Origin of the sequence: Phaeobacter italicus, assembly GCF_019801785.1 — a bacterium.
In the GTDB taxonomy this organism is placed as follows: Bacteria; Pseudomonadota; Alphaproteobacteria; order Rhodobacterales; family Rhodobacteraceae; genus Phaeobacter; species Phaeobacter italicus.
In genome coordinates, this window is the sequence record NZ_JAHVIJ010000001.1 from 129,068 (window position 1) to 153,732 (window position 24,665).

The 24,665-nt window shown below is 60.3% G+C and carries 27 protein-coding genes; 25 read left to right on the top strand and 2 right to left on the bottom strand.

Features of this window, described 5'->3' with window-relative positions:
- Positions 1-72: 72 nt before the first annotated feature.
- Both KUV39_RS00590 and KUV39_RS00595 read left to right on the top strand, forming a co-directional pair.
- Positions 73-741 (top strand): HAD-IA family hydrolase, encoded by a 669-nt coding sequence (locus KUV39_RS00590; RefSeq protein ID WP_222458659.1) that lies wholly within the window; start codon positions 73-75, stop codon positions 739-741.
- Positions 742-839: 98 nt separating this feature from the next.
- The gene (locus KUV39_RS00595) at positions 840-2,060 is read left to right on the top strand and encodes a DegT/DnrJ/EryC1/StrS family aminotransferase (RefSeq protein WP_222458660.1); all 1,221 of its coding nucleotides are present in this window, start codon (positions 840-842) and stop codon (positions 2,058-2,060) included.
- Between the two features lie 38 nt (positions 2,061-2,098).
- On the opposite strand, the gene KUV39_RS00600 is transcribed toward KUV39_RS00595, so the two are convergent.
- Positions 2,099-3,163, bottom strand: a complete 1,065-nt coding sequence (locus KUV39_RS00600) for a Hint domain-containing protein (RefSeq protein ID WP_222458661.1) — start codon at positions 3,161-3,163, stop codon at positions 2,099-2,101.
- A gap of 199 nt (positions 3,164-3,362) precedes the next feature.
- Here KUV39_RS00600 and KUV39_RS00605 point away from each other — a divergent pair, with 199 nt between their 5' ends.
- Together KUV39_RS00605 and KUV39_RS00610 are read left to right on the top strand one after the other, a co-directional pair.
- On the top strand, positions 3,363-4,523 hold the full coding sequence (locus KUV39_RS00605; RefSeq protein ID WP_008559706.1) for an isovaleryl-CoA dehydrogenase: 1,161 nt from the start codon (positions 3,363-3,365) through the stop codon (positions 4,521-4,523).
- A gap of 36 nt (positions 4,524-4,559) precedes the next feature.
- Positions 4,560-4,904 (top strand): hypothetical protein, encoded by a 345-nt coding sequence (locus tag KUV39_RS00610; protein WP_222458662.1) that lies wholly within the window; start codon positions 4,560-4,562, stop codon positions 4,902-4,904.
- Between the two features lie 59 nt (positions 4,905-4,963).
- On the opposite strand, the gene KUV39_RS00615 is transcribed toward KUV39_RS00610, so the two are convergent.
- Entirely contained in the window at positions 4,964-5,566 is a 603-nt protein-coding gene (locus KUV39_RS00615) for an OmpW/AlkL family protein (RefSeq protein WP_037302488.1), read from the bottom strand.
- Positions 5,567-5,715: 149 nt separating this feature from the next.
- Between KUV39_RS00615 and KUV39_RS00620 the strand changes: the two genes are divergently transcribed.
- The 21 genes from KUV39_RS00620 (at position 5,716) to KUV39_RS00720 (ending at position 24,661) form a co-directional block, all read left to right on the top strand.
- Positions 5,716-7,254, top strand: coding sequence for an AMP-binding protein (locus KUV39_RS00620; RefSeq protein ID WP_222458663.1), 1,539 nt, complete (start codon positions 5,716-5,718; stop codon positions 7,252-7,254).
- A 76-nt stretch (positions 7,255-7,330) separates the two neighbouring features.
- Complete coding sequence (locus tag KUV39_RS00625; protein WP_209035024.1) at positions 7,331-8,935, top strand: carboxyl transferase domain-containing protein; 1,605 nt, start codon at positions 7,331-7,333, stop codon at positions 8,933-8,935.
- 7 nt (positions 8,936-8,942) lie between these two features.
- The gene (locus tag KUV39_RS00630; RefSeq protein WP_222458664.1) at positions 8,943-9,371 is read left to right on the top strand and encodes an ASCH domain-containing protein; all 429 of its coding nucleotides are present in this window, start codon (positions 8,943-8,945) and stop codon (positions 9,369-9,371) included.
- Positions 9,364-11,313, top strand: a complete 1,950-nt coding sequence (locus KUV39_RS00635; RefSeq protein WP_222458665.1) for an acetyl/propionyl/methylcrotonyl-CoA carboxylase subunit alpha — start codon at positions 9,364-9,366, stop codon at positions 11,311-11,313. Before KUV39_RS00630 ends, KUV39_RS00635 begins: the two co-directional genes overlap by 8 nt.
- Positions 11,314-11,403: 90 nt before the next feature.
- Positions 11,404-12,255 carry a hydroxymethylglutaryl-CoA lyase gene (locus KUV39_RS00640; RefSeq protein ID WP_222458666.1) on the top strand — a complete coding sequence of 284 codons (852 nt, stop codon included), beginning with the start codon at positions 11,404-11,406 and terminating at the stop codon, positions 12,253-12,255.
- An 83-nt stretch (positions 12,256-12,338) separates the two neighbouring features.
- Positions 12,339-13,121 (top strand): crotonase/enoyl-CoA hydratase family protein, encoded by a 783-nt coding sequence (locus tag KUV39_RS00645; RefSeq protein ID WP_050673589.1) that lies wholly within the window; start codon positions 12,339-12,341, stop codon positions 13,119-13,121.
- 238 nt (positions 13,122-13,359) lie between these two features.
- Entirely contained in the window at positions 13,360-13,725 is a 366-nt protein-coding gene (locus KUV39_RS00650) for an NADH-quinone oxidoreductase subunit A (RefSeq protein WP_008561912.1), read from the top strand.
- Positions 13,716-14,249: a NuoB/complex I 20 kDa subunit family protein gene (locus tag KUV39_RS00655; RefSeq protein WP_008561963.1), complete on the top strand. Its 534-nt coding sequence runs from the start codon at positions 13,716-13,718 to the stop codon at positions 14,247-14,249. Before KUV39_RS00650 ends, KUV39_RS00655 begins: the two co-directional genes overlap by 10 nt.
- Positions 14,250-14,273: 24 nt before the next feature.
- A complete protein-coding gene (locus KUV39_RS00660) occupies positions 14,274-14,879 on the top strand; it encodes an NADH-quinone oxidoreductase subunit C (RefSeq protein ID WP_008560772.1) in 606 nt (201 codons plus the stop codon).
- Positions 14,879-16,090 carry an NADH-quinone oxidoreductase subunit D gene (locus KUV39_RS00665; RefSeq protein ID WP_008560945.1) on the top strand — a complete coding sequence of 404 codons (1,212 nt, stop codon included), beginning with the start codon at positions 14,879-14,881 and terminating at the stop codon, positions 16,088-16,090. Before KUV39_RS00660 ends, KUV39_RS00665 begins: the two co-directional genes overlap by 1 nt.
- Positions 16,090-17,265: an NADH-quinone oxidoreductase subunit E gene (locus tag KUV39_RS00670; protein WP_046209995.1), complete on the top strand. Its 1,176-nt coding sequence runs from the start codon at positions 16,090-16,092 to the stop codon at positions 17,263-17,265. Before KUV39_RS00665 ends, KUV39_RS00670 begins: the two co-directional genes overlap by 1 nt.
- A 54-nt stretch (positions 17,266-17,319) precedes the next feature.
- The gene (locus KUV39_RS00675; protein ID WP_008560333.1) at positions 17,320-17,547 is read left to right on the top strand and encodes a DUF5337 domain-containing protein; all 228 of its coding nucleotides are present in this window, start codon (positions 17,320-17,322) and stop codon (positions 17,545-17,547) included.
- Positions 17,548-17,553: 6 nt separating this feature from the next.
- On the top strand, positions 17,554-18,852 hold the full coding sequence (gene nuoF, locus KUV39_RS00680; protein ID WP_046209996.1) for an NADH-quinone oxidoreductase subunit NuoF: 1,299 nt from the start codon (positions 17,554-17,556) through the stop codon (positions 18,850-18,852).
- A 17-nt stretch (positions 18,853-18,869) separates the two neighbouring features.
- The gene (locus KUV39_RS00685) at positions 18,870-19,217 is read left to right on the top strand and encodes a hypothetical protein (protein WP_222458667.1); all 348 of its coding nucleotides are present in this window, start codon (positions 18,870-18,872) and stop codon (positions 19,215-19,217) included.
- Between the two features lie 110 nt (positions 19,218-19,327).
- The gene (locus KUV39_RS00690; RefSeq protein WP_008559744.1) at positions 19,328-19,735 is read left to right on the top strand and encodes a DUF5333 domain-containing protein; all 408 of its coding nucleotides are present in this window, start codon (positions 19,328-19,330) and stop codon (positions 19,733-19,735) included.
- A 3-nt stretch (positions 19,736-19,738) separates the two neighbouring features.
- Positions 19,739-21,721 carry an NADH-quinone oxidoreductase subunit NuoG gene (gene nuoG, locus KUV39_RS00695; protein WP_222458668.1) on the top strand — a complete coding sequence of 661 codons (1,983 nt, stop codon included), beginning with the start codon at positions 19,739-19,741 and terminating at the stop codon, positions 21,719-21,721.
- A complete protein-coding gene (locus KUV39_RS00700) occupies positions 21,718-22,104 on the top strand; it encodes a hypothetical protein (RefSeq protein WP_008559941.1) in 387 nt (128 codons plus the stop codon). Before nuoG ends, KUV39_RS00700 begins: the two co-directional genes overlap by 4 nt.
- Before the next feature lie 6 nt (positions 22,105-22,110).
- Positions 22,111-23,148, top strand: a complete 1,038-nt coding sequence (nuoH, locus tag KUV39_RS00705; protein ID WP_046210001.1) for an NADH-quinone oxidoreductase subunit NuoH — start codon at positions 22,111-22,113, stop codon at positions 23,146-23,148.
- Positions 23,149-23,151: 3 nt separating this feature from the next.
- The gene (gene nuoI / locus KUV39_RS00710; RefSeq protein ID WP_008560865.1) at positions 23,152-23,646 is read left to right on the top strand and encodes an NADH-quinone oxidoreductase subunit NuoI; all 495 of its coding nucleotides are present in this window, start codon (positions 23,152-23,154) and stop codon (positions 23,644-23,646) included.
- Positions 23,643-24,062, top strand: coding sequence for a carboxymuconolactone decarboxylase family protein (locus KUV39_RS00715; protein ID WP_008560179.1), 420 nt, complete (start codon positions 23,643-23,645; stop codon positions 24,060-24,062). The genes nuoI and KUV39_RS00715 overlap by 4 nt, the downstream gene beginning before the upstream one ends.
- Positions 24,059-24,661 (top strand): NADH-quinone oxidoreductase subunit J, encoded by a 603-nt coding sequence (locus KUV39_RS00720; RefSeq protein ID WP_008561140.1) that lies wholly within the window; start codon positions 24,059-24,061, stop codon positions 24,659-24,661. The genes KUV39_RS00715 and KUV39_RS00720 overlap by 4 nt, the downstream gene beginning before the upstream one ends.
- The last annotated feature ends 4 nt before the right edge of the window (positions 24,662-24,665 follow it).

Below are 24,665 nucleotides of genomic sequence, written 5' to 3' on the forward strand. Positions count from 1 at the left end.
AGGCAAAGCGCCATCAAACAAGGTTGCGTCCTGCAACAAGCGGCGGCGGAAATGCGCCGAGAGAGGGTAAATATGCGAACTGTTATCTTCGATCTGGATGGCACATTGGCGGACACGTCGGGTGATCTGCTTGCTGCTGCCAATGCCTGTTTCCGTGAGATGGGGCTGGGAGATCTGCTGACGCGAGAGAGGGATGCCGGCACCGCATTGCGGGGGGGCAAGGCCATGTTGACTGCTGGTCTTGAGCGCGCTGGAAAGTTTGAAGAGGCGCTGGTGGAGGAGTTCTATCCGGTACTGCTGTCGCATTACCGGGATGCGATTGACCATCACACCGTCATGTACCCCGGTGCGATGGATGCGGTGGAGCAGCTGAAATCCGATGGGTTTGGCGTTGGGATCTGCACCAACAAACCCGAGGCACTGGCTGAGAAGCTGACTCAGAGCCTGGGCGTGCGGGATGCGTTTCATTCGCTTGTGGGCGCCGACACGCTGCCGGTGCGCAAACCTGATCCCGCGCCGCTGTTTGAAGCCGCGCGCCGGGCCGGTGGTGCCCCTGACAAGACCATTCTCATTGGCGATACGATCACGGACCGTACCACTTCGGCCAATGCCGGGGTGCCATCAGTTCTTGTGACCTTTGGCCCATCGGGCGAGGACATGGCCGCGCTCAAGCCCGAAGCCCTGCTGTCAGATTTTGCGCATTTGCCTGCCATCGTGGCAGAGTTGATTGGCCGCAACTGATTTGGGTTGCACAGCGCGAGGATGAATTCTGTGGCATGGCAGCCGATCAGGTGATCTGAGCCTTGACCTGCTTCGTCATGGCGCGCACTACTCGGCCCATGACGGACGTTTTCAAGGGTAACTTTACCCAGCAAGAACCCATCCCCGAAGCCGCCATCGAGGCCGCAGTCGACGTGATGCGTCACGGTCGGCTCCATCGGTATAACGTGGCAGACGGCGAAGCGGGGGAAACCACCCTTCTGGAAGAAGAGTTTGCCGCCCAGATGGGCGCGCCCTATGCGCTTGCAGTGGCGTCGGGTGGCTATGCGCTTGCAACGGCCTTGCGCGCGGTTGGGGTGAAGCCGGGTGACAGGGTTCTGACAAACGCCTTTACCCTCGCGCCGGTGCCTGGCTCTATCGCCTCGGTTGGGGCGCAGCCGGTCTATGTCGGTGTCACCGAGGCTTTGACGCTGGATCTGGAGGATCTGGCCGGGCAGCTTGCGCAGTCAGATCACCCCAAGGTGCTCATGCTGTCGCATATGCGGGGCCATCTTTGCGATATGGACCGATTGATGGAGATCTGTGACGCTGCCGGGGTCACGGTGATTGAGGACTGCGCCCACACGATGGGCGCGCGCTGGAATGGCACGCTGTCGGGTCGGCACGGCGCGGTTGGGTGTTATTCCTGCCAGACCTACAAGCACGTGAATTCGGGCGAAGGTGGCTTGCTGGTGACTTCGGACGAGGAGATCGCCGCCCGCGCGATCATGCTCTCTGGCTCTTACATGCTGTATTCTCGCCACCGTGCGGCACCGGATCCGGAAGTCTTTGAGCGGGTGAAATATGTGACCCCGAATATTTCCGGGCGCATGGACAATCTGCGGGCGGCCATTTTGCGGCCGCAGCTGCAGGATCTTGAGGCGCAGGTGGACCGCTGGAATGCCCGTTATCGTCGGCTTGAAGCAGGGCTGCGCGATACACCTGGGCTGACCGTGATCGACCGCCCTGAACCTGAGCACTTTGTCGGATCGTCCATTCAGTTCCTGCTCTTGGATTGGTCGGCGGACGGGGTCGAAGAGGTCCTGCGCCGCTGTGCTGACCGGGGAGTTGAACTGAAATGGTTTGGTGCGCCTGAACCGGTTGCCTTTACCTCTCGCTATGACAGCTGGCGGTATGCCGACGCACCTGCCATGCCCAAAACAGACAGAGTGTTGGCGGGCATTATCGATATGCGCGTACCGCTCACCTTTTCGCTTGAGGATTGCGACCAGATTGCTCGCATTATCCGCAGTGAAGTCAGCGCTGTTTTTCAGGCGGGTGGCGCAGCGTCTGGCGTCTGACGGTCTGTTTTCCCCGACCGCGTCGATGCCGTGATGGATCAGGCTGCATCCAGGACGGGGTGCTGGTTCTTGGCGAGCCGCTGAATCAGCCGCTTCTGGCGGGCTGTCTCCGGTATCGGGCGGGCAGATGCGGCCGCGGTTCCGGCGCGGTGCACAAGATGGGGAAAGAGCGCTTGCAGCTCTTCCTGTGCGGCTGGGGTAAGCGCAGCAAAAGACCGCTCAGTCACCAAAAGGCTTTCACTTGGGGCGCCGTTGGCCCGGACAATTTCATGATTGTCGAACAACATGTGAAAGTAGCTGACGGGCTCTGTGCCCTCGCTGATTTCGATGCCGGGCAGGTCAGTCAGCCTTATGGCTGGCAGCAGGATTTCTTGGCTGCCAAACATGCGCCCAGCCACGCGAGAGCGCACGAGCATCCGGTGCTGACGTGAGACCTCCAACGGCTGTGTCGGAAGGCCCGCGCCCAATGCACCAGTGTCAATGCGCACCGGCTTCAGCTTGGCGTTGCGTGTCATTTCGTCGGTCTGAACAACCCGCCGCCCGATCCAGCGCAGCGGCTTTGCACCGGTTTCGGTGAGGATGATGTCACCGGCTTGCAGGGTTTCGATCGCGCGAGGCCCGTCTGGCGTTCCAATCAGCGTGCCACCGCAAAAGCACACAATCAGGGAGATGTTGTCGACAATCGCGCCGAGACTGTTGTCTTTGCCCAGCTCTGTCAGGCGGAGGGTGTAATCGCCCGCGCTGTCAAAGGTCACGTCGAGGCTGACCTGGGTAAAGCTGTTGGTGGTTGGAAGGACTGTCATGGAGGCGATGACAGTGCCGTCAGATGCCAGAACCTCAACGGTAAAACCTTCGGTCCCGGCCTGATTGAGCGACGCATTGCGCAGTGCCGCATCCAGGGTGACCGCCGTTTGGATCGGGCCATCAACGCGGAACGTCTGCTGCATCACCGTGGTCTGATTGGCACGGCCGTCCATTTCGGCCACCCGGTTGGAGGAGCCGTTGTTGAGATAGGCACCCTCGCTATAGCTCGTCTCAAGGTCATTTCCAGTCCAATAGGCCGAGCCGGAATCAAAGGTGCCGTTGATGATCAGATTACGCATTGGGCTGCCACGGGTTACCAAAACCTGAATTGTTGTCACACGATACTATGGCGCAAGCAAGGCAACCCTTGGATGTTTGTTAATGTTTCAATCCCTTGTGAAGGTTTGGCGGTCTGCTGTGCGAGGTTGTTGACTGGGGGCGGGGGATATGCCTATTAATGAACAACTGTTCAATAATGGATTGGTTCGGGAGGAATCGATGTTTAACGCGAGTATGACCTTCGACCTGGGCGAGGACGTGAACGCCCTTCGCGATATGGTGCATCGTTGGGCGCAAGAGCGCATCAAGCCGATGGCGCAGGAAATCGATCAGAAAAACGAGTTCCCCGCCGAACTGTGGCAGGAAATGGGGGAGCTGGGTCTGCTCGGTATCACGGTGCCCGAAGAATTCGGTGGTGCAGGCATGTCCTATCTGGCCCACACTGTTGCGGTCGAAGAAATCGCCCGCGCCAGCGCCTCGGTGTCGCTGTCCTATGGGGCGCATTCGAACCTCTGCGTGAACCAGATCAAACTGAACGCCAGTGAAGAGCAAAAGCAGAAGTATCTGCCGCGGCTGATTTCCGGCGAACATGTCGGCGCCCTGGCGATGTCCGAAGCGGGCGCTGGGTCTGACGTGGTGTCGATGAGCCTGCGGGCCGAAAAGCGCAATGACCACTTCCGTTTGAACGGCAACAAATACTGGATCACCAACGGTCCCGATGCTGATACACTGGTGGTCTATGCCAAAACGGATCCTGAGGCTGGTTCCAAGGGGATCACGGCTTTCCTCATCGAAAAGGAAATGAAGGGCTTTTCCACTTCGCAGCACTTCGACAAGCTGGGGATGCGTGGGTCCAATACGGCAGAGCTGGTCTTTGAGGATGTGGAAGTCCCGTTTGAGAACATTCTGGGCGAAGAGGGCAAGGGCGTGCGCGTCCTGATGTCCGGTCTCGACTACGAGCGTGTTGTCTTGGCAGGTATCGGCACCGGGATCATGGCCGCCTGCATGGACGAAATGATGCCTTACATGAAAGAACGTAAACAGTTCGGCCAGCCGATCGGGAACTTCCAGCTGATGCAGGGCAAGATCGCGGATATGTACACCGCGATGAACACCGCCCGGGCTTATGTCTATGAAGTCGCAAAGGCCTGTGACAAGGGCACCGTCACCCGGCAGGACGCAGCAGCATGCTGTCTCTATGCTTCGGAGGTTGCGATGACGCAGGCTCATCAGGCGGTTCAGGCTTTTGGCGGTGCAGGGTATCTCAACGACAATCCGGTTGGCCGGATCTTCCGCGATGCCAAGCTGATGGAAATCGGTGCAGGCACCAGCGAAATTCGCCGCATGCTGATTGGCCGCGAGCTGATGGGCCAGATGTAATGGCGCTCCGGTCCTGATCAGAACAAGGATGCAGTCATGCGGGTGATCTACTGGGGGCCCTTTGTTCTGCTGACGCTGGCTCTGGCCGGGATCGGATTTCGCTACGGTGTGATGCGACAGGGGATCACGGAGACCGACGTCATCACCCTTTATGCGCAACGCTACCTTGCCGATCATGCAGCATCCGGACTGGAGGGTGTGCCCCGGACAACCGACTGCTCTGCCCGGCCTGGCAATGGCCCCTGGACGTGGTTGGTCGTGACATGCGGGGTGTCGGATGAACATGGTGCGGCGCTGTTTCGTTACGAGGTGAACTGGCTCGGCGGGTTGATCCGCCACAGTGGACCAACCCCTCGCTTGCCCGGCGCGCCAAAGACGTGAGCTGCAATAAAGAAAGGCGCCGCAGAAGCGACGCCTTTCCGAAACCCGAAGGTGAAAGATCAGAAACGGTGCACGTAGCCAAAGCCAACCACGACCGGATCGATTTCTGCAGTGCCGACATCGGTGCCGTTCAGGGTCACATCGGTGTCGATGTCCATGTAACGGACGTTGAAGCGCAGGGCGCCGCGATCAGACACTTGCCAGTCCGCACCAAGGTTCACGGCCAGACCAAAGCTGTCATCCAGGGAGATCACACCAGCAGGAGTGCTTTCCTCAAAGAAGGTGGTGTAGTTGATGCCAACGCCGACGAAGGGCTTGAATTTGCTCTGGGTCGGGAAGTGGTAGTTGATCGACAGGGTGGGCGGCAGTTGCTTTGTGGTCGCCGCATAGCCGCCGTTCAGGAAGATGTCGTGCTCGAACGGGCTGGCAGCCAGCAGCTCGATACCGATGTTGTCGCGGATGAAGTACTCGGCGGTGAAGGTCAGCGCGGTGTTGTCATCTACGGTTGCCGCTGCACCACCGACGGTGCCGTTGTTGGACTTCGGGTTCACATTGGCAAAGCCGAAACCAACGGTCCAGTCGCCTTGCGACTGAGCGAGAGCGGGGCCTGCGACAGCGGCGATTGCAGCGCTGAGTGCCAGGGCGGATACCATACGGGTCATTGGGACTATCCCTCTTCTTTCTTGTACGAGAGATCTATGCGCCATGCTGCACAGCTCTGCTCTGATCTGGATCAAGAAGAGGTCGTCTTTCCCGTTGGGAATGAACGGAAATTCCGCATAGCAGATATGCAAAAAGCGAAGGGCTGATGATGGCGAGCGATACCACCTATCCTGGTTTGATGGCCGACGGCAGCTGGGTTTTTCCGGCCCGGCTGAACATGGCGGCGCAGGCGCTGGATCATGATGAGAGCCAGCTGGCGCTGATTGATCTCACCGGGCCGGATCGGCACGACGTGAGCGTCGGGGCCTTGCACGATCACGTCGACCGCATTGCGCGCCATTTGCTGGATAAGGTCAAACCGGGTGATCGGGTTGGTGTTTTGTTGAGCCAGTCGGTTGGCTGTGCGGCGGCGCATCTTGCGATCTGGAAGATTGGCGCCATCTCGGTGCCGCTATTTAAACTGTTCCAGCATGACGCGCTGGCCTCGCGGATCAATGATGCAGGTCTCAGCTATGTGTTGACGGATGCAGCAGGAGAGACGCAGCTGGGCGCACTTGCTACGCCGTTGCGGGTGGAGCCGTTGCTGATTGCAGGGGCAGAGGCCGCCTCTCGTCTGCCTTTTGCGGACACAACGCCGGAAACCCCGGCTGTCCTTATCTATACGTCCGGCACCACCGGCAGCGCAAAAGGCGCCGTTCACGGGCATCGGGTATTGTCTGGCCATTTGCCGGGGGTTGCCATCAGCCACGACCACCTTGGTCAATCTGGGGACTGCCTGTGGACACCGGCGGACTGGGCCTGGATCGGGGGGCTGTTCGACGTGCTGATGCCAGGTTTGGCGCTGGGCGTGCCGGTGGTTGCGGCGCGGCTCGACAAATTCACGCCCGAGGCCTGCGCCGAGATCATTGCACGCGGCGAGGTGCGTAACGTGTTTTTCCCACCTACCGCGCTGCGGGTGCTGAAATCAGCAGGGCAGGGGCTCGACGGTTTGCGTTCTGTCGCCAGCGGCGGAGAGCCCCTGGGCGCAGAGATGCTCGCCTGGGGCCAGCAGAATCTGGGCGTCACCATAAATGAGTTCTACGGCCAGACCGAATGCAACATGACCGTGTCCTCCTGTGCCGTGGACTTCCCGGTTCGTCCCGGCTGCATCGGCAAGCCGGTACCGGGTTGCGTGGTGGAGGTGATAGACCCAGATGGCGCCCCCACACAGGGCGAGGGGGATGTGGTCGTGCGTCGCGGGGCTGCGTCAATGATGCTGAAATACTGGAACCGCCCCGAGGCGACGGCAGAGAAATTTCATGGCGACTGGCTGGTTACCGGTGATCGTGGCATCTGGGAAGGCGACTATCTGCGCTTTGTCGGGCGCGAGGATGATGTCATCACCTCTGCGGGCTACCGCATCGGCCCGGCCGAAATCGAAGACTGCCTGATGACCCATTCCGCCGTGGCGACTGTGGGCGTCGTCGGCAAACCCGACCCGCTGCGCACGGAAATCGTGAAGGCCTATGTGGTGCTGAAAGCGGGCGCCACGGCCACCGAGAAAGAGCTTCAGGATCACGTCAAGCAGCGCCTCGCCCAGTACTCCTATCCCCGAGAGGTGGAATTTCTGGATGCATTGCCGATGACCGTAACCGGCAAGGTGATCCGCAAGGAGCTGAAGGCGCGGGCGAAGGGGGAGTTGGCGTGAGCGAATTTGAGGAACACATCGGGCCGAATGGCCAAAGCGAAACAAAAGATCTCAACCCTACAATGGGAGAGTGGACATGAAACTCACATCCAAGGCAATGCCTTCCTCCGAAGGTTTCAAACAGAACCGCGCGGCGCATATGGACGCGCTGGCGCAGATCAGCGAGGCGGCTGAGGCTGCGCGCATGGGCGGCGGCGAGAAATCTCGCGCGCGGCACGAAAGCCGCGGCAAGATGCTGCCGCGCCGCCGGGTGGCGAACCTCCTCGATCCCGGCTCTCCGTTTCTGGAGATCGGCGCGACGGCCGCACACAATATGTATGACGGCGCGGCACCCGCAGCGGGCGTGATCGCAGGCATCGGCCGGGTGCATGGGCAAGAGGTCATGGTGGTCTGCAACGACGCCACCGTGAAGGGCGGCACCTACTACCCGATGACGGTGAAAAAACACCTGCGCGCGCAGGAGATCGCCGAGGAAAACCATCTTCCCTGCATCTACCTGGTCGACTCGGGCGGGGCCAACCTGCCCAACCAGGATGAGGTCTTCCCTGACCGCGACCATTTCGGGCGCATCTTCTACAATCAGGCGCGCATGTCGGCCAAGGGCATTCCACAGATTGCTGTCGTCATGGGCTCTTGCACCGCGGGCGGCGCCTATGTGCCTGCGATGTCGGATGTCACCATCATCGTAAAGGAGCAGGGCACCATCTTCCTCGCTGGTCCGCCGCTGGTAAAGGCCGCCACGGGCGAGGTCGTGAGCGCCGAGGATCTGGGCGGCGGCGACGTGCACACGCGCCTTTCGGGCGTGGCGGATTATCTGGCCGAGGATGACGCCCACGCGCTGGCGCTGGCGCGCCGTGCGGTGCAGTCGCTGAACATCACCAAACCGCTGACAGTAAACTGGGCCAGCCCGGAAGAGCCTGCCTACGATCCTGAGGAAATCCTTGGCGTGGTGCCCGGCGACCTGCGCACGCCTTATGACATCCGCGAGGTGATCGCGCGTCTGGTCGACGGCTCCCGCTTTGACGAGTTCAAGCCGCGCTTTGGCGAGACCCTGGTGACCGGCTTTGCCCATGTGAAAGGCTGCCCCGTCGGGATCATCGCCAACAACGGCGTGCTGTTCTCCGAAGCTGCGCAGAAAGGCGCGCATTTCGTGGAACTGTGCAGCCAGCGCAAGATCCCGCTGGTGTTCCTGCAGAACATCACCGGCTTCATGGTCGGCCGCAAATACGAAAACGAGGGCATCGCCCGCCACGGCGCCAAGATGGTGACGGCGGTGGCGACCACCAATGTGCCGAAAGTGACGATGCTGGTCGGCGGCTCGTTCGGGGCCGGTAACTACGGGATGTCTGGGCGGGCCTACTCCCCGCGCTTCCTGTGGACCTGGCCGAACTCCCGCATCTCGGTGATGGGTGGCGAGCAAGCCGCAGGCGTGCTGGCAACGGTGAAACGCGATGCCATCGAACGCCAGGGCGGCAGCTGGAGCGCTGACGAAGAAGCGGCGTTCAAGCAGCCCACGATCGACATGTTCGAAGAGCAGAGCCATCCGCTCTATGCCTCCGCACGCCTTTGGGACGACGGCATCATCGACCCGCGCAAATCGCGCGACGTGCTGGCGCTCTCCCTCAGCGCTGCCCTGAATGCGCCGATCGAAGATACACGCTTTGGCGTGTTCCGGATGTGAGGCAAAAATGACTTCCCTTGCTGAAGCCATCGCAGAGTATCCCGGCGCGCAAAGCTATTGCCCCGGCGATTCACCGGCATTGAATGCCGAAATCATCGGCCTGATCCGGTCGGGGGCCAAGACCGTCAGCTGCGAAGCCTGGTCGGTCTTTGACGATGGTTTGGAGAGCCTTCCCGAGGTGGGGCGCGTGGATATCGTCTTGAGCTGGGACGGAACCGCCGCCTGCGCCACACAGACGGAAAAAGTGGAAAAGATCCGCTTTTGCGATGTGACGGCAGAGATGGTTCCGCCGCAGGGAGAATTCAAAGATTTGGAGCACTGGCGAGCCGGGTATCAGGCCTACATGACCCGCGCGGGCCGCTTTCACCAGAACGCACCGATGATGGTTGAGACCTTTCGTCTGGTCCGTGATTTCGGAGACCACAAAGATGTTTGACAAGATTCTGATCGCAAACCGCGGCGAGATCGCCTGCCGCGTGATGGAAACCGCCCGCGCCATGGGCGTGAAAACGGTTGCCGTCTATTCCGAAGCAGATCGTGGCGCAAAGCATGTCGCCATGGCGGATGAGGCCTGCCATATCGGTACCGGCCCGGCGCCTGCTGACAGCTACCTCCTTGGGGATGAGATTATCGCAATTGCCCAATCGACAGGGGCTCAGGCGATCCATCCGGGCTATGGCTTTCTTTCGGAAAACCCGGACTTTGTTGATGCCGTTGAGGCCGCTGGCCTCACCTTTATTGGCCCGTCCGCTGATGCCATCCGCAAAATGGGGCTGAAGGACGCGGCCAAGGTATTGATGGAGGAGGCGGGTGTTCCGGTCGTACCCGGCTACCACGGCACCAATCAGGATGCAGGGTTCCTGCAGGAACAAGCGGATCAGATCGGCTATCCCGTTCTCATCAAGGCTGTTGCCGGGGGCGGCGGCAAGGGGATGCGGCTGGTCGAGGCTGCTGGTGACTTTGCCGAAGCACTGAAGAGCGCACAGGGCGAGGCCACGACTGCCTTTGGCAACCCTGACGTCTTGATCGAAAAATACATCCAGCAACCGCGCCACATTGAGGTGCAGGTCTTTGGTGACGGAACCCACGCGGTGCATCTGTTCGAGCGGGACTGTTCACTGCAGCGCCGCCACCAGAAAGTGATCGAGGAAGCACCCGCACCCGGCATGACGCCAGAAATGCGCGAAGCGATGGGGCAGGCCGGCGTGCGCGCGGCCGAGGCGATCGGCTATAAGGGCGCAGGCACGGTGGAGTTCATCGTCGACGGATCTGACGGGCTGCGCACCGACGGGTTCTGGTTCATGGAAATGAACACCCGCCTGCAGGTCGAACACCCCGTCACCGAACTCATCACCGGTGTTGATCTGGTGGAATGGCAGCTGCGTGTGGCCTCGGGCGAGAGCCTGCCTGCCCAGCAGGACGACCTTACGATCACTGGCCACGCGTTTGAAGCCCGGCTTTATGCAGAAGATGTGCCCAAGGGGTTCTTGCCTGCGACCGGCACCCTGACTCATCTGTCCTTCCCCGAAAGCTGCCGCGCGGACAGTGGCGTGCGGGCTGGCGACACGATCAGCCCGTGGTACGATCCGATGATCTCTAAGGTCATCGTGCATGGCCCCACCCGCGCCATTGCCCTGTCCCGCCTGTCGCAGGCCCTGGCCGAGACGGAAGTGGGCGGCACGGTGACAAACCTGGCTTTCCTTGGTGCGCTGGCCGCACATGAGGGGTTTGCAGCGGGAGAGGTCGACACCGGGCTGATCGCGCGGGATCTTGAGCAGCTGGTAAAGGCGCCTGAGGTCAAGCCGGAACACAAGGCCGCAGCAGCCATGCAGGCGCTTGGGCTGATCGATGGCAGCTGGGAGACGGGCTTTACTCTCTGGTCGGATATGCGCCGTTCCGTGCACCTCAGCTATCAGGGGGAGCCCTTTGAGGCGATGGTCGAAGTGGATGGGCCGGATCGACAGCTTTGGGAATTCCCCGAGGATCCTGACGCTCAGGTCTGTGCGAACCGGATCGGTGGCGGCTGGGTTCTGGGGGGCGATCGTCTCCCGGCCATGTCGCAGTCCGGAAGCACGATTACCGTATTTGATGGCTATGGCCTGCAGTTCGAGGTGGTTGACCCGCTTGAACGCGCCTCGGCAGCGGGAGGGGATCAGAACGTGATCGAGGCCCCGATGCCGGGATTGGTCAAGGCGGTTTTTGCCGAAGCGGGGCAGAGCGTCAAAGAAGGTGAACGATTGGCTATCCTTGAGGCGATGAAAATGGAACACTCACTCTTGGCGGCGCGCGATGGCGTTGTGGCCGAGGTGCTGGCCGCGGCTGGTGATCAGGTCGAAGCGGGTGCAGCCCTGGTTCGTCTGGAAGAGGCGGACAGCTAAATCGCTGGCATGGGCGCGGCTTTGGCCGTGCCCGCGCTGCACGGCCCGAAGGGCCAGTTGATTTGTGCATTGAGCTTGGGAGGATAGCCTGTGAGTGAAAGTGTCGAGATTTTCGAAGTCGGACCGAGAGACGGACTGCAGAATGAAAAACGGGATATACCGGTCGCCGAGAAGGTGGCGCTGGTTGACCGTCTTACGCAGGCGGGGTTCCGGCGCATTGAAGTCGCGAGCTTTGTGTCTCCCAAGTGGGTTCCCCAAATGGCTGGCTCTGCGGATGTGCTCGCCGGGATCAACCGGGGGAGCGATGTGCGCTATGCTGCACTGACACCCAACATGCGCGGCTATGAGGACGCGCTGGCGGCCAATGCTGATGAAATCGCGATTTTTGCCTCTGCTTCCGAAGGGTTTTCCCAAGCCAACATCAATGCCAGCGTGGCCGAATCCATCGAACGGTTCACCCCGATCATTGAGGCCGCCCGCCACATCGACCTGCCTGTGCGGGGCTATATTTCCTGCGTCGTCGAGTGTCCGTTTGACGGCCCCACAGATCCGGGCGCTGTTGCCGATCTTGCAGACCGGCTGTTTTCGATGGGCTGCTATGAGATTTCGCTCGGCGACACCATCGGCCAGGCGACGCCCGATTCGATTGCACGAATGCTGCTTGCGGTGCGTGACCGGGTGCCGGTCAGTCGCCTTGCGGGTCACTATCATGACACGGCAGGGCGGGCGATTGACAACATCGATGCGTCGCTGTCGCTTGGAGTGCGGGTGTTTGATGCGGCGGTTGGCGGTCTGGGCGGATGCCCTTATGCGCCCGGTGCGGCAGGCAATGTGGCAACCGAAGCCGTGCATGAGCATCTGACGCGCCTTGGCTATGAGACGGGACTGGACGCAGAGGTGCTGTCTGATGCTGCCGAAATGGCACGGGCCATGCGGGGCTGAGCCAGCGGCTTATGGCAGCCCAAATCTGATGATGCCGCCGAAAAACAAATGGCGGCGCACAGGATCTTTTGAAAGGCATATGGATGTACAACACACTCACCCTGTCTCGGGATGACCGCGGCGTTGCAACGCTGATGTTGAACCGACCGGAAAAACATAACGCCATGTCGGGCGAGATGCTGCAGGAGCTAAAGGCGGCCGCAGCGGCGCTGGCGGCGGACAGGTCGGTCCGTGTGGTGGTGCTGACCGGCGCTGGCAAGAGTTTCTGCGCAGGTGGTGATCTGGGATGGATGCAGGCGCAGATGACTGCGGACGCTGAGACGCGCGCGCGGGAAGCCCGCGTGCTGGCAGAGATGTTGATGGCGATCAACACGCTGCCTCAACCCGTGATCGGAGCGATTCAGGGTAACGCTTTTGGTGGTGGCGTCGGAATGGCGTCCGTGTGTGATGTCGCTATTGGCGCGGACCACATCAAGATGGGGCTGACCGAAACCCGGCTTGGCCTGATTCCCGCAACCATCGGCCCCTATGTCGTTGCGCGGATGGGCGAAGCGCGCGCGCGGCGCGTCTTTATGTCTGCGCGCCTGTTTGATGCAGCGGAGGCGGTGGAGCTGGGGATTCTCGCAAAAGCCGTCCCCGCTGCTGATTTGGAGGCCGCAATCGAGGCCGAAGTTGTCCCTTATCTGAGCTGCGCACCCGAAGCAGTGGGGGCTGCAAAGGCGCTTGTGCGGGATCTGGGGCCGAAAATCGACGATGCGGTCATCGATCACACAATTGCGGCATTGGTCGAACGTTGGGAGGGCAGCGAAGCGCCAGAAGGCATCGCGGCCTTCTTTGCAAAGGAAAAACCCAGCTGGCAGCGTTAAAAGCGGCGTTATTGTCGCATTTCATTCACCAAGGCGTGCCTTTGACCGGGCGCGCCTTATCCTATGAAAACAATAGGGTTTAAAGGGCGTGATGTTGTTCTGCCGCGTCGGTTACAGAAGGTTCATCCATTAACGATGCCTTGGTTGACGGTGAGAGGGCAGGGGAGTAGACACTGCCCCAAGTCAACACGCCAATTGACGGCGCGCAGGAATCCGCGCGCACGGAAAGGAGCCACTCGTGGAAGAGATGTTGCGGGAATACCTCCCGATTCTGGTGTTTCTGGCCGTAGCGGTCGGGCTTGGAATTGTTCTTATTTTGGCGGCAGTTGTACTTGCCGTCCGCAATCCGGACCCCGAAAAGGTCAGTGCTTATGAATGCGGTTTCAACGCATTCGATGACGCGCGTATGAAATTCGACGTACGTTTTTACCTCGTGTCGATTCTGTTCATCATTTTTGACTTGGAAATTGCATTCCTGTTCCCCTGGGCCGTCGGCTTCAAGGACATCAGTGATGCGGGCTTCTGGTCGATGATGGTGTTCCTCGCAGTCCTGACCATCGGTTTTGCCTATGAATGGAAGAAAGGGGCCCTGGAATGGGAGTGATGACCGGAGCCAACACCGCAGGTGTCGACAAGGAAATGGTCACTCAGGCCCTGAACGCTGAGCTTCAGGACAAGGGGTTTCTTCTGACCTCCGCCGAGGACATCATCAACTGGGCCCGTACCGGCTCGCTGCACTGGATGACCTTTGGTCTGGCGTGCTGCGCGGTTGAGATGATGCACACCTCTATGCCGCGCTACGACGCCGAGCGGTTCGGCATCGCGCCCCGCGCCTCTCCGCGTCAGTCGGACGTGATGATTGTGGCCGGGACGCTGACCAACAAGATGGCTCCTGCGTTGCGCAAGGTTTACGACCAGATGCCCGAGCCACGCTATGTGATCTCGATGGGTTCCTGTGCGAACGGCGGTGGCTACTACCACTACAGCTATTCGGTGGTTCGCGGCTGTGACCGTGTTGTGCCGGTTGATGTTTACGTGCCGGGCTGCCCTCCGACGGCAGAAGCTCTGCTTTACGGTCTGATGCAGCTGCAGCGCAAAATCCGCCGCACCGGCACGCTCGTGCGCTAAGTGGCTTTGGTTGGAGAGACGAAAATGACTGAAGCCCTGAAAGAACTCGGCGCCCAGATCGAAGCGAAACGTCCTGACTGTGTGATCGGCTGGGACGTGACCTTTGACGAGCTGAACGTCGACGTTGCCCCGGCAAACATCGCCGGGTTTGTTGAGTTCCTCAAGAACGACCCGACCTGCAAATTCTCTTCTCTGGTGGATGTGACCGCGGTTGACTACCCCGAGCGCGCCAAGCGCTTTGATGTGGTCTACCACTTCCTGTCCATGTACCAGAACCAGCGGATCCGCCTGCGGGTCTCGATCCGTGAGGACGAGATGGTTCCGTCGATCGTGGATGTGCACCCCTCCGCCAACTGGTTTGAGCGGGAGGTGTTCGACATGTTCGGCATCCTGTTCACCGGCCACCCGGATCTGCGCCGCATCCTGACCGACTACGGTTTCCGTGGCTATCCGCTGCGCAAGGATTTCCCGACCACCGGTTACACCGAGGTCCGTTACGACGAGGCGCAAAAGCGCGTTGTCTACGAACCAGTGAGCCTGGTTCAGGAGTACCGCCAGTTTGACTTCATGAGCCCGTGGGAGGGTGCCGAATACATCCTGCCCGGCGACGAGAAAGAGGGGGCGAAGTAATGGACGGCTCCAAAATGGACGACGCCCTGACCGGCGAACAGAAGATCCGTAACTTCAACATCAACTTCGGCCCGCAACACCCTGCGGCACACGGCGTTCTGCGTCTCGTGCTGGAGCTGGACGGCGAAATCGTTGAGCGCTGCGACCCGCATATCGGCCTGTTGCACCGCGGCACCGAAAAGCTGATGGAAAGCCGGACGTACCTGCAGAACCTGCCGTATTTCGACCGCCTCGACTATGTGGCGCCGATGAACCAGGAACATGCCTGGTGTCTGGCCATCGAAAAGCTGACCGGGGTGGAAGTTCCGCGTCGCGCATCGTTGATCCGCGTTCTCTATTCGGAGATCGGCCGGATCCTCAATCACCTGCTGAACGTGACAACGCAGGCGATGGACGTTGGCGCGCTGACCCCGCCGCTGTGGGGCTTTGAAGAGCGCGAGAAGCTGATGATCTTCTACGAACGCGCCTGCGGTGCCCGTCTGCACGCGGCCTATTTCCGCCCCGGCGGCGTTCACCAGGATCTGCCCGACGCGCTGATCGACGACATCGAAGCCTGGACCTACACATTCCCGGCTGTGATGGACGACATCGATGGCCTGCTGACCGAAAACCGGATTTTCAAACAGCGTAACGCCGATATTGGTGTTGTGACTGAAGAGGACATCCTGAACTACGGCTTCTCTGGTGTGATGGTTCGTGGCTCTGGCCTCGCATGGGACCTGCGTCGCTCGCAGCCTTACGAGTGCTATGACGAATTCGATTTCCAGATCCCCGTTGGCAAGAACGGCGACTGCTATGACCGCTATCTTGTCCGCATGGAAGAGATGCGCCAGTCGCTGTCGATCATCCGTCAGTGTATCGGCAAGCTGCGCGAAACACCCGGCGATGTTCTGGCCCGTGGCAAGCTGACCCCGCCGAAGCGCGGCGACATGAAAACCTCGATGGAGAGCTTGATCCACCACTTCAAGCTCTACACCGAAGGGTTCCACGTGCCTGCTGGCGAAGTTTACGCCGCCGTTGAAGCGCCCAAGGGCGAATTCGGCGTCTATCTTGTGGCCGACGGCACCAACAAACCCTACCGCGCCAAGCTGCGCGCGCCGGGCTACCTGCACCTGCAAGCCATGGACTACGTGGCCAAAGGACACCAACTGGCCGACGTGGCTGCCATTATTGGCACCATGGACGTCGTATTTGGAGAGATTGACCGCTAATGCTCCGTCGTCTGCATTCCGAACAACCCGAAAGCTTTGCCTTCACGCCTGAGAACCAGACCTGGGCTGAAGCGCAGATCACCAAGTTCCCAGAAGGCCGCCAGGCCAGCGCGATCATTCCGCTGCTGTGGCGCGCACAGGAGCAGGAAGGCTGGCTGACCAAGCCCGCAATCGAATATGTCGCGGACATGCTCGGCATGGCCTATATTCGTGCGCTTGAGGTTGCGTCCTTCTACTTCATGTTCCAGCTGCAACCGACTGGCTCTATTGCACATGTTCAGATCTGCGGCACCACGTCCTGCATGATCTGCGGTGCCGAGGACCTGATCGCTGTCTGCAAGGAAAAGATCGCGAACAAGCCGTTTACCCTGTCGGCAGACGGCAAGTTCACCTGGGAAGAGGTCGAATGCCTTGGTGCCTGCACCAACGCTCCGATGGCTCAGATCGGCAAGGACTACTATGAAGACCTGACCGCTGAGGGCTTTGCCAAGCTGCTAGACGATCTGGCGGCAGGCCAGGTTCCGCTGCCCGGCCCGCAAAATGGCCGTTATGCGGCAGAGCCGAAGTCCGGTCTGACCTCGCTCACCGAATACGAGAGCGGCAAGACCCAGTATAACGCTTCGGTCCAGCTGGCTGCGGACATTGGTGATACCGTCAAGCGGATCGACGGGACCGAGGTTCCGATCCTGACGCCGTGGATTGGCAAGGATGGCAAGGTTGCCGGTCGCGACACCGCTGATACTCCGCCGCCAGCCCCGAAACAGGCTGTCCCGGCCGCCAAGCAGGCAGCTGCTGCCAAGAAGGCCGCTGCTGAAAAGCCCAAGAAATCCGCTGTTCAAGAGCCCGCATCCCCCGAGGGTGGTGCAGCTGCTGTTGCCGAGAAAGAGCCAGAGACCCTCTCTGCGGCGCGAGGCGGTCAGGCAGATGATCTCAAGATGCTGAAGGGCGTTGGCCCGAAGCTGGAAGAGACGCTGAACGAACTGGGCTTTTTCCACTTTGATCAAATTGCTGCGTGGAGCGAGGCGGAGATCGCCTGGGTCGACAGCCGTTTGAAGTTCAAGGGCCGCATTGAGCGTGACGGTTGGATCGAGCAGGCAAAACAGCTCGCTTCCGGTGAAGAGACCGAATTCGCCAAGAAGGCAAAAGCAGACGATCGCTACGGCGACGACGACTAACGAAACAACAGCGCCTCTGCCTGATTGCGGGCAGGGGCCAGACATCAGGACCAAATGAGCGCAGAACGCGAAAAGGCACTGGCAGCAAAAGGACGGCACATCGCATTGGTGATTGCTGCAACAATGCTTGGCTGGCTTGCCGTGACGCTGTTCATCGGCCCCGCTCTGGGGCTCGCCGGACGCTACGCTCTACTGTTCGATTTTGCCGCGCTCGCCGGCTTTATCTATGCAGGGGTCAACATTTTTCAACTCTGGCGGATGCGCCAGGACAGCCAAAGGTAGGCAGACATGCTGAAGGACCAGGACCGGATCTTTACCAACCTTTATGGGATGCATGAGCGCACGCTGGCAGGCGCCAAACAGCGCGGCCATTGGGATGGCACCGCAGGCCTCATCGCAAAAGGGCGGGACTGGATCATCCAGACCATGAAAGACTCTGGTCTGCGCGGCCGCGGCGGCGCGGGCTTCCCTACGGGTCTGAAGTGGTCCTTCATGCCCAAGGAGAGCGACGGTCGTCCCTCCTATCTCGTCATCAACGCTGACGAATCCGAGCCGGGCACCTGTAAAGACCGCGAAATCATGCGTCACGATCCGCACACGCTGATCGAGGGCGCGCTGATCGCCTCTTTCGCGATGAATGCGCACACCTGCTACATCTATCTGCGCGGCGAATACATCCGTGAGCGTGAAGCGCTGCAGGCCGCGATTGATGAAGCCTATGACAACGGTCTTCTTGGTCGCAACGCTGCGGGGTCCGGTTGGGATTTCGACGTTTTCCTGCATCACGGTGCAGGCGCGTATATCTGTGGTGAAGAAACCGCGCTGATCGAAAGCCTGGAAGGCAAGAAGGGCATGCCCCGCATGAAGCCGCCGTTCCCGGCGGGTGCGGGTCTTTATGGCTGCCCGACCACCGTGAACAACGTGGAATCCATCGCCGTTGTGCCGACCATTCTGCGCCGAGGTGCGGATTGGTTTGCAGGCTTCGGCCGCCCGAACAACGCAGGCACCAAACTGTTTGCGATTTCTGGCCACGTCAACAACCCCTGTGTTGTCGAAGAGGCGATGAGCATCTCGTTTGAAGAGCTGATCGAAAAACACTGCGGCGGCATCCGTGGCGGTTGGGACAACCTGCTGGCGGTGATCCCCGGTGGGTCTTCCGTGCCGTGTGTGCGCGGTGAGAACATGCGCGACGCGATCATGGACTTCGACTACCTGCGCGGCGAACTGGGGTCGGGCCTTGGCACCGCGGCGGTCATCGTCATGGACAAGCAGACCGATATCATCAAGGCGATCTGGCGTCTGTCCAAGTTCTACAAACACGAAAGCTGCGGCCAGTGCACGCCGTGTCGCGAAGGCACCGGCTGGATGATGCGCGTGATGGACCGTCTGGTGAAGGGCGAGGCAGAGCTGGAAGAGATCGACATGCTTTGGGATGTGACCAAACAGGTCGAAGGCCACACCATCTGCGCGCTTGGCGATGCGGCTGCATGGCCGATCCAGGGCCTGATCCGCAACTTCCGCGAGGAAATCGAAGACCGCATCAAAGCACAGAAGTCCGGGCGCATGGGCGCCATGGCGGCGGAATAAGGCCGGGGGTGCTGAGGATGCTGGGCGTGACAAAAACCTTTGCCTTGATCGGCCTTTGTGCCGGGGCTCTGGCGGGCTGTGCCGATCTGGTGAACAATCGCCCGCTTTATGGCGGCGTGCCGTTCAAGGCAAAGGCCAAAGCGGTCGACAAGAAAGCGGATCGTGCGGTGTTCACCGTTGCGGTGTCCGATGCGACCCGCTCGCTGAAAGGCGCCCGGCTTGCCGCCCATCACGAGGGCGTCCGCTACTGCATCGAAAACTATGGCACCTCCAAGATTGCTTGGCAGGCAGATCCGCTGAATGCGGATGATGCTGTGCCGCTGGCTGGCGGGGATGCCGTCTATGGCGGAACCTGCACCCCGTGATCAGAGCTGCGGCATATCCTGTGGCAGCGAACCGCGCGCTGGCACCGGTGTTATTGCATAACGCCGGTCTGTCGCGTCGTTGTGGGCACTCCAATTCCAAGGAGCGTTCCATGAAGCACACACTGATTGCCGCTATTGCTGCCAGCCTCGTGCTGGTGCCAGGTCTTGCCACTGCCAAGCCGTCCCTGCGGGACGTGCCCGAAATCGAAGATCCGCTGTTCGCGGTCGCCCTGGCAAAGGAAGTTGCGGATCACTGCGACTCTCTGTCTGCGCGGTTCTTCAAAGGCCTCGGTGAATTGCGCCGCCTTCGTGCGCGCGCCAACCAGCTGGGCTACACCGATACGGAAATCCGGGCCTACATCAGCTCGGACGCCGAAAAGTCCCGGATGCGGGCCAAGGGAGAACGCTTCCTGGCGCAAAACGGGGTCTCATACGAGAAAACGGAAACATTCTGTACGTTTGGTCGTGCGGAAATCAAGAAAAACAGCGCGATCGGCGTGTTACTGAGGGCGAAATAGACCATGTCTGACCTCCGCAAGATCAACATTGACGGAACCGAGATTGAGGTGGATGGGGCGATGACCCTGATCCAGGCGTGTGAAGAGGCAGGGGTTGAAATCCCGCGTTTCTGCTATCACGAGCGCCTGTCCATTGCGGGCAACTGCCGTATGTGCCTGGTTGAGGTTGTTGGCGGCCCGCCGAAACCTGCGGCCTCCTGCGCGATGCAGGTGCGCGATCTTCGCCCCGGACCAGAAGGTCAGGCCCCGCAGGTCAAGACCAACTCTCCGATGGTCAAAAAGGCGCGCGAAGGGGTGATGGAGTTCCTGCTCATCAACCACCCGCTTGACTGCCCGATCTGTGACCAGGGTGGCGAATGCGACCTGCAGGATCAGGCGATGGCCTATGGCGTCGATTTCTCGCGCTTCCGCGAAGCAAAGCGTGCGGTGGATGATCTCGATCTCGGTCCGCTCGTCGGCACTGCAATGACCCGCTGCATTTCCTGCACGCGCTGCGTTCGTTTCACCACCGAAGTCGCGGGCATCACTCAGATGGGCCAGACCGGCCGTGGTGAAGATTCAGAGATCACCAGCTATCTGAATGAAACCCTGGACAGCAACCTTCAGGGCAACATTATCGACCTCTGCCCGGTTGGCGCGCTGACCTCCAAACCTTATGCGTTTACCGCTCGTCCGTGGGAGCTGACCAAGACCGAAACCATCGACGTGATGGACGCGCTTGGCTCCAACATCCGCGTTGACACCAAGGGCCGCGAAGTGATGCGGATCCTGCCGCGCAACCATGACGGCGTGAACGAGGAATGGATCAGCGACAAGACCCGCTTTGTCTGGGACGGCCTGCGCCGCCAGCGTCTGGATCGTCCGTACGTGCGTGTCGATGGCAAACTGAAGCCCGCAACATGGCCCGAAGCGCTTGAGGCTGTTGCCTCGGCAATGAAGGGCAAGAAGGTTGCTGGTCTGATCGGTGATCTTGTTTCTGTCGAGGCTGCATTTGCGCTGAAACAGCTGATCGAAAGCCTGGGTGGCAAGGTTGAGGCCCGCACCGACAATGCACGCCTGCCCATCGGCAACCGTGCAGGCTATGTCGGGTCCGCAGCGATCGAAGATATCGACACCGCCCAAGAGATCATCCTGATCGGCACCAACCCCCGTGACGAAGCACCGGTTCTGAACGCCCGCATTCGCAAGGCGTGGCTGAAGGGCGCAAACGTCAAGCTGGTCGGCAAGGCTGTTGATCTGACCTACGACTATGATCACGTCGGAACCGATCGCGCGGCGCTTGATGGTCTTTCGGCTTCGGAAGGTGCGTTGGTAATCGTGGGGCAGGGCGCCCTGCGCGAGGCTGACGGTCTTGCGGTTCTCGCCAAAGCACAATCGCTGGGCAACATGCTGGTCCTGCACACTGCAGCATCCCGCGTGGGCGCAATGGACATCAATGCCGTCACCGAGGGTGGCCTTGCGGCGGCGATTGACGGTGCCGAGGTGATCTACAACCTTGGTGCTGATGAGGTCGAAATCGATGCAGGTCCCTTTGTGGTTTACCAGGGCAGCCACGGTGATCGCGGCGCACATCGCGCGGATGTGATCCTGCCGGGTGCCGCCTACACCGAGGAAAACGGTCTCTTCGTGAATACCGAAGGTCGTCCGCAGCTGGCCATGCGTGCCAGCTTTGCCCCCGGTGAAGCGAAAGAGAACTGGGCGATCCTGCGGGCACTGTCTGCAGAGCTGGATGCAAAGCTTGGCTATGACTCGCTGGCACAGCTGCGCAGCGCCCTGATTGCCGAGGTGCCGCATCTGGCGCGCATCGACGAGGTGATCGAAAACGACGGCGAAGCGCTTGCGCAGGATGCAATGGGTAAGGCGGACTTCCTCACGGCAGTGAAGGATTTCTATCTGACCAACCCGATTGCGCGGTCCTCGCAGCTGATGGCCGAACTGTCCGCGAACGCCAAGGCGCGCAGCGCCGAGAAGATCGCGGCGGAGTGATCCGGACAGCCATCATATCCCCCCTTCTGCTGGTGGCCTGCGTGCAGGCCCCACAGAGCGCGGATGCGGCGTTTTCCCCTGATTATCAGGGGGTGTCGACGCGGCTTCTCGAGGGGGATCTGGTGCAGTTCCACGTTTCCATGACCGGCGCGCGAAACAGTGCCGATCTGGACAACTACGCTGAATGCGCAGCAGCGCAATATGCGCTGATCCGCGGATACGGATTTGCACGTCATGTGCGCACAAAAATGAAACAAGAGGGTGGCGTTCAGACCGCAGATGCTGTCTACACCATCTCGCCTTCCCTCCCGCGCGGACTGCGCACCATCGACGCCGAAGTCGTGGTCGCGGATTGCGAGGCTAACGGAATACCCACGGTGTGAGGACCTATGGCTGAATTCTTTAACACCCCAGGCGGCATCGCTGTTCTGATTTTGGCGCAAGTGCTTGCAGTTGTTGCCTTTGTCATGATTTCGCTCCTGTTCCTCGTCTACGGGGACCGCAAAATCTGGGCCGCTGTCCAGATGCGTCGGGGCCCCAACGTCGTGGGCGTTTACGGCCTGCTGCAGTCGGTGGCGGACGCTCTCAAATATGTTGTGAAAGAGGTGGTGATCCCCGCCGGTGCAGACCGGGCGGTGTTCATTCTGGCGCCTCTGACCAGCTTTGTCCTGGCGATGATCGCCTGGGCAGTTATCCCTTTCAACGATGGTTGGGTTCTGTCGGACATCAACGTCGCAATTCTCTATGTTTTCGCGGTCTCCTCGCTTGAGGTTTACGGCGTCATCATGGGGGGCTGGGCGTCCAACTCGAAATACCCGTTTCTCGGAAGCCTGCGCTCTGCGGCGCAGATGATTTCCTACGAGGTCTCCATCGGTCTGATCATCATCGGTGTGATCCTGTCGACAGGTTCGATGAACTTTGGCGACATCGTGCGCGCCCAGGACGGCGACTTTGGTCTGCTGAACTGGTACTGGCTGCCGCACTTCCCGATGGTGTTCCTGTTCTTCATCTCGGCATTGGCCGAGACCAACCGCCCGCCGTTCGACCTTCCTGAAGCGGAATCCGAACTGGTTGCCGGTTACCAGGTTGAATATTCTGCAACGCCGTTCCTGCTGTTCATGGCGGGGGAATACATCGCGATCTTCCTGATGTGTGCGCTGATGTCTCTCCTGTTCTTTGGCGGCTGGCTGTCCCCGTTCCCGTTCCTGCCCGATGGCGTTCTGTGGATGGTCGGCAAGATGGCGTTCTTCTTCTTCCTCTTCGCGATGGTAAAGGCGATCACGCCCCGCTACCGCTATGACCAGCTGATGCGTCTGGGTTGGAAAGTCTTCCTGCCGTTCTCGCTGGCCTGGGTGGTGTTCGTGGCCTTTGCTGCAAAATTTGAATGGTTCTGGGGCATCTTTGCTCGCTGGACCGTGGGAGGCTGATACATGGCGAACCTCGACTATACCCGCGCCGCCAAATACTTCCTGCTGCAGGATTTCTGGGCTGGCATGAAACTGGGTCTGAAGTATTTCTTCGCACCCAAGGCCACCGTGAACTATCCGCACGAGAAGGGCCCGCTGTCGCCGCGCTTCCGTGGTGAGCATGCGCTGCGCCGTTACCCCAACGGGGAAGAGCGCTGCATCGCCTGCAAACTCTGCGAGGCGGTCTGTCCTGCACAGGCGATCACCATCGATGCGGAACCCCGCGAAGATGGCTCGCGTCGCACCACCCGGTACGACATCGACATGACCAAATGCATTTATTGCGGTTTCTGCCAAGAGGCGTGCCCGGTGGATGCCATCGTCGAAGGCCCGAATTTCGAATTCGCCACCGAGACCCGCGAAGAGCTGTTCTACGACAAGGAAAAGCTGCTTTCGAACGGGGAACGTTGGGAGGCAGAAATCGCCCGCAACCTGGAACTGGATGCGCCATACCGATGAGTGACGCCAAGAACCCGTTTGAGGCCATGATGGCCCAAGCACAGGACATGGCAAAGGCCTTGAACCCGGCGCTGGAGAGCTTCTCGCCCTCTGGCGCATTCAAGGAATTTGAGGCCCTGTGGCCGACCATGCCCAAGGACGTCATGGAGCTGATGTTCGGCAATACCGTCAACAAGGACGGGCTGGACGCAAAGACCCGGCTGCTGCTGACGTTGGCCGGGCTGACAATGCAGGGGGCACAGGCAGATACCGCTGTGCGCCAGACCGTGCGCCACGCTCTTGAGGCGGGCGCGAAGAAACAAGAGATCGTGGAAACGATCGGACAGATGTCGGTCTTTGCCGGCATTCCGGCCATGACCCGGGCGCTGGAGCTGGCGCAGGAAGTCATGGACGCCAAAGGGGACGATGAAACATGACCGTTTTTGCCTTTTACCTCTTTGCCATCAGCGCCATCACGGGCGGGCTGTTTACGGTAATCAGCCGTCAGCCGGTTCACTCGGTGCTGTGGCTGATCCTGGCATTTATTTCTTCTGCGGGGCTGTTCGTCCTGCTGGGCGCCGAATTTGTCGCCATGCTGCTGGTGATCGTCTACGTCGGCGCCGTTGCGGTTCTCTTCCTCTTCGTCGTGATGATGCTGGACGTGGACTTTGCCGAACTGAAGGCCGAGATGGCGCGCTATATGCCGCTGGCTCTGCTGATCGGTCTGGTGATCCTTATGCAGTTTGTCATGGCGTTTGGCGCATGGGAAAGCGCACCGGCGGCAGGTAGCCAGCTGGCGCAGCCGATCCCGGCTGACAAACACAACACCGAGGCGCTTGGCCTCATTCTTTATGATCAATACTTCCTTCTGTTCCAGCTGTCGGGCCTGATCCTGCTAGTCGCCATGATCGGTGCGATCGTGCTGACACTGCGCCATCGCCAGGACGTGAAGCGTCAGGACGTTGTCGCCCAGATGATGCGTGACCCGGCCAAGGCAATGGAACTCAAGGACGTGAAACCGGGGCAGGGGCTTTGAGACA